At 57.8% G+C, this 4,425-nt stretch carries 3 protein-coding genes; 1 reads left to right on the plus strand and 2 read right to left on the minus strand.

The window, feature by feature from the left end; genetic code table 11:
* The coding region (locus E0F99_RS29115; RefSeq protein ID WP_242626948.1) for a TonB-dependent receptor at nt 1–2,111 on the plus strand (2,111 nt) is incomplete at its 5' end.
* A 126-nt stretch (nt 2,112–2,237) separates the two neighbouring features.
* Here E0F99_RS29115 and E0F99_RS29120 read toward each other — a convergent pair.
* Together E0F99_RS29120 and E0F99_RS29125 are read right to left on the minus strand one after the other, a co-directional pair.
* A complete protein-coding gene (locus tag E0F99_RS29120; RefSeq protein WP_083358084.1) occupies nt 2,238–3,254 on the minus strand; it encodes an ABC transporter substrate-binding protein in 1,017 nt (338 codons plus the stop codon).
* 133 nt (nt 3,255–3,387) lie between these two features.
* Nucleotides 3,388–3,837 carry a hypothetical protein gene (locus E0F99_RS29125; protein ID WP_207303111.1) on the minus strand — a complete coding sequence of 150 codons (450 nt, stop codon included), beginning with the start codon at nt 3,835–3,837 and terminating at the stop codon, nt 3,388–3,390.
* Nucleotides 3,838–4,425: the final 588 nt, after the last annotated feature.

The raw sequence follows: 4,425 nt of genomic DNA on the forward strand, positions 1-4,425 counted from the left end.
AACATTTACCCCTGTTGGCGGGCCTGTTCGGCTGCCTGCCTGTCTGTGGCTGGGCGCTCGAGTTGGCGCCATCCACCATCGATGGCGAACAAACCGCCGAACCGGGCCTGACCCTGGATCAATCCAGCGGCATGGCGTCGCGCCTGGGCCTGAGCGTACGGGAAACCCCGGCGTCGGTGGCCATCGCCACTCGTAACGATATCGAGCGCCATGGCGCGAAGACCTTCCGCGATGCGGCCAATACCTTGCCCGGCGTCAACGCCAGCGCGCCGCCGGGGTTTGGCGGTTTTGTGTCCTACCGTGGGTTTACCAGCAGCCAGATCACCCAAATGTTCAACGGCATCAACGTCGCCACCGGCCTCGCCCGGCCGGTGGATGCGTGGATCTATGACCGGGTTGAACTGGTCGGCGGCCCCTCCTCCTTGATCAACGGCGCCGGCTCCGTGGGCGGCTCGCTGAATTACGTGACGAAGTTGGCCACTCGCGAGGAACAAGCTGCAGAAGGCCAGCTCACCTACGGTAGCTACGACACCGCCGGCATGGCCTTGGGCCTCAACCACGCGCTGACCGAACCGGGTGCTGAGGTGCAGCATTACGCGCGCCTGGACGTGAGCCGCAACACCAACCACAGCTACATCGACCGCGACCAGCGTGAAGCCTGGAGCCTGGCGTTTTCGCTGCTCAGTGACCTGACCCTCGACCTGTCCCACACCCTGGCACTGGAATACCAGGACGAACATGAAGACAGCCCGTACTGGGGCACTCCGGTGCTCAACCCCAAGGCAGGCGAGTTGAAGATCGACCGGCACAACCGCTTCAACAACTACAACGTGGCCGATGGTCGGTATGAACAGCGCACGGTCTGGGTACGTTCGATCATCGACTATCGAATCAACGACAGCACCACGCTGAAGAACACCTTCTATCACTTGGACAGCCAGCGCGATTACCGCAACCTGGAAACCTATCAGTACAACGCTGATAACAGCGCAGTGAACCGCTCGACGGCTTACCAAGTGCGCCATCAAGGTGAACAGAACGGCAACCAGTTCGAACTGCGCCATGACGACAGGTTCTTCGGCCTGTCCACCACTTGGTCCGCAGGCTTTGAGTACAAGGTCAACAGCACCACCAGTTATCCGCTGAACAAACCGGGCAATAACACTGTAGACCCGAACAACTACGCCCCTGGGCACTTCTATGACATCCCCGGTACTAAACCCGGGTTTGTTAAGGACAAGACCAACGAAGTCACCACCAAAGCCTTTTTCGTGGAAAATCGCCTTGGCCTTACCGATAAGTTGTCACTGCTCACCGGCCTGCGTTACGACGCTATCGACCTGGACGTAACCAACGACAGCAAAAACCCACGCCACTTCAAGCGCCGCTGGGAACCGCTAACCGGGCGTGTCGGCCTGACCTACCAGTTCATCCCCTCGGCTAATGTGTATGTGCAATACAGCACAGCGGCCGAGCAGCCATCGACCACCACTCAAGTGTTCGACGTATCGACCGGTAAACAGTGGGAAGTAGGCAGCAAATTCGACTACCTGAACGGTCGCGGTTCGGCCACGGTCGCGGCCTACAAGATCGAGCGCAAGGATTTCGCCGTCACCGACCCGCAGGACCCGAACAACAGCATCCCGGTGGGCGCGCAGTCGTCCAAGGGTATCGAGTTGGCCAGCTCATTGCGCATCACCCCGAGACTGTTGGCGGAAGGTAACTTCGCCTGGGTGGATGCCGAATACGACGACTTCAATGAGAAAATCGCCAGCGGCGCTGTGGTCTCGCGTAAGGGCAATACACCGACCAACGTGCCCAAGCGTGTAGGCAACCTATGGCTGACCTATGACTTCACGCAAGATTGGCAGGGCGGCGTGGATGCGCGGTATGTCGCCCAAGTATATGCGGATAATGCCAACACCCTGACGGTGCCGGCCTATACGCTGTTCGGAACGTTTCTGCGCTACAAGTTCGACTCGCATACCTCGGTGACCGGCCGCGTGCGTAACCTGACGAATGAGGTGTATGCCGAGTTTGCGCATGTGTCGCCAGCGTATTACCTGGGGTCGCCAAGGACCTTCGAGGTGGCGATTCAAACCAAGTTCTAAGCCTGCAATGCAATCAACTGTGGGAGCCGGGCTTACCCGCGATGACGCTGTGACAGTCAACACCTACATGACTGACGCACCACCATCGCGGGTAAACCCAGCTCCGATAGGGTTTTGCATACAGCGTTAGCGCAAGCTCGCCTCAACCTTCTGCGCCACGTCCGCCGTCAACCACGCCTTCCACACCTCAGGATGCTCCTTGAGAAACGCCTGGGCCACTTCCCGTGGCCCCGTGTGATTCTCGCTCATCGTCGCCAAGGCCTTGTTCAGCGGCTCGATTGGAAACTGAACCTTGGTGAAGAAGTCGGCGATCTGCGGGTGCTCCTGCTGGAACGGCGTCGACACACCAATGCTCAACTTGGACGCCAACGACCGTGTCGACCTGGGGTTGGGGTTATCCGCGTCGGTCAGGGTTTTCCAGGCATCAGCGTCAAACGGTGGCTCTTCCAGCTGGATCAACTTGTAACGTCCCATCAAGGGCGTCGGCGACCAGTAGTAGAACAACACCGGCTTGCCCCGGCGGATCGACGATGCGATCTCAGCATCCAGGGCTGCGCCCGAGCCGCTGCGAAAGTTCACATAACTGTCGTCAAGGCCGTAAGCCTTGAGTTTCTGTTTGTTGACCACTTCCGAGGTCCAGCCGATCGGGCTGTTGAGAAAGCGCCCCTTGCCTGGGGATTCCGGATCCTTGAACACGTCCTTGTAACGCGCCAAGTCCTTCACGCTCTTGAGGTCCGGCGCCAGCGGTTTGAGGCCTTTGGCGGGGTCGCCCTTGACCACATATTCAGGCACCCACCAACCTTCGGTAGCGCCCTTGACCGTATCGCCCAAGCCCACCACCTTGCCTTCGGCCTCGGCTTTGATCCAGACCGGGCTGCGGCCGGCCCATTCTTCGCCGATCACCTGGATGTCATTTTTTGCCAGGGCGGTTTCCAGCGTGATGGTGGTGCCGGGCAAGGTGTCGGTGGGCAGGTCATAACCCTTCTCGACGATAAAGCGCAGTACTTCAGTGATCAGGCTACCGCTTTCCCAGTTCAAGTCGGCGAAATGCACCGGCGCCTGCGCAGCCGATACCGGCACTGAAGCCACTGACAGGCTCAAGGCCGTAAGTGACGCCGCCAACAGGGTTCTCAATCCTTTCATGCCTTTGCACCTCGCGTTTTTCGCAGCCATAGCGGACGGCTTTGCTGCCAATGCGCGAAGCCTCTGAATAGTTAAGTCAACTCAACTGTAGTAGAGGTTCCGACAGAGCAAGAATACACGTGAGGTTTATCGACTACTCACTGGCCTTGAATGTCACCAGCTCACCCTTGCGCCACTTGGCGGCCTTACCAGTCACGGCTTTGAGGGTCTTGGTCAGGCCTTCCTGCAATTGTTCGTTAGCGGCAAACACCAGCATCACACTGTGGCCTTCCTTGAACACGATGCCCTGGCCTTCGGCCGAAGAAACAAAGGCGTAATCGCCCAGGCCGTACACCGTCAACTTGATGTCACGGAACTTCAATTCGAACTTGCCACCTTCGCGACTCGGCAACACCGCTGCGCGAAAATGGTAGCCGACCTTGAGTTCCAGGCGCTGCTTGTCATCCACCACCATCGCCGATTCGGTGTCGATTTCGGCAATATAGATGCCTTCCGGCGTCTGTTCAGTGATGTAAACGAAACGGGATTGAAACTGCTTGACCAACTTTGCGCGCAAATCACCCAGCACGAATAACGCGTGCATATCCAGATTACTGACTGCCAAGGAAACGCCCCCACATCAAAAAGACGGCTGACCGCCGGAGCGGGCAGCACAAAAAAACGGCCCTGGGGCACGATCACACATTCGTTAAAAACCTGAAGAGATCCTGCTGCTGCCGCGCCGTAAGACTCGTACAGACATGCTCGATAGACCTTATGCGGGTCATCAGGTGCGACAGGAAATCACAGGTTCAACAGCCCGAGAACACGGGCCGACCAGCTTCAGAGAATAACTCAATTAAAAACGCAGTTTCCGACAACCTACACATATCAAAATACTTGGTACGGAACCAGGCATTGACTGCCAACGACAATACTAAAACAGCAAGGCGGGCTAAAACCACCCGAAACGCTGCTGGAGTATCAACAAAGACCGATCGACAGGAGCCGACCATGCAACCAGCTCAACACCACGCTACGTCTTCGCGCACTCGTTCATCATGCCAAGACGAGCGCCAATACTACTGCTTGCCTGGCCCCAACGGGTACTCCAATTCCGTTCTTTACCAAGTTGTACCTGCCGGGCGGAATTTCTTCCATATCCTGGAAGTCACCAGCGGCCGGATCCGAG

This window comes from Pseudomonas antarctica (assembly GCF_900624995.1).
Classification (GTDB): Bacteria; Pseudomonadota; Gammaproteobacteria; order Pseudomonadales; family Pseudomonadaceae; genus Aquipseudomonas; species Aquipseudomonas antarctica.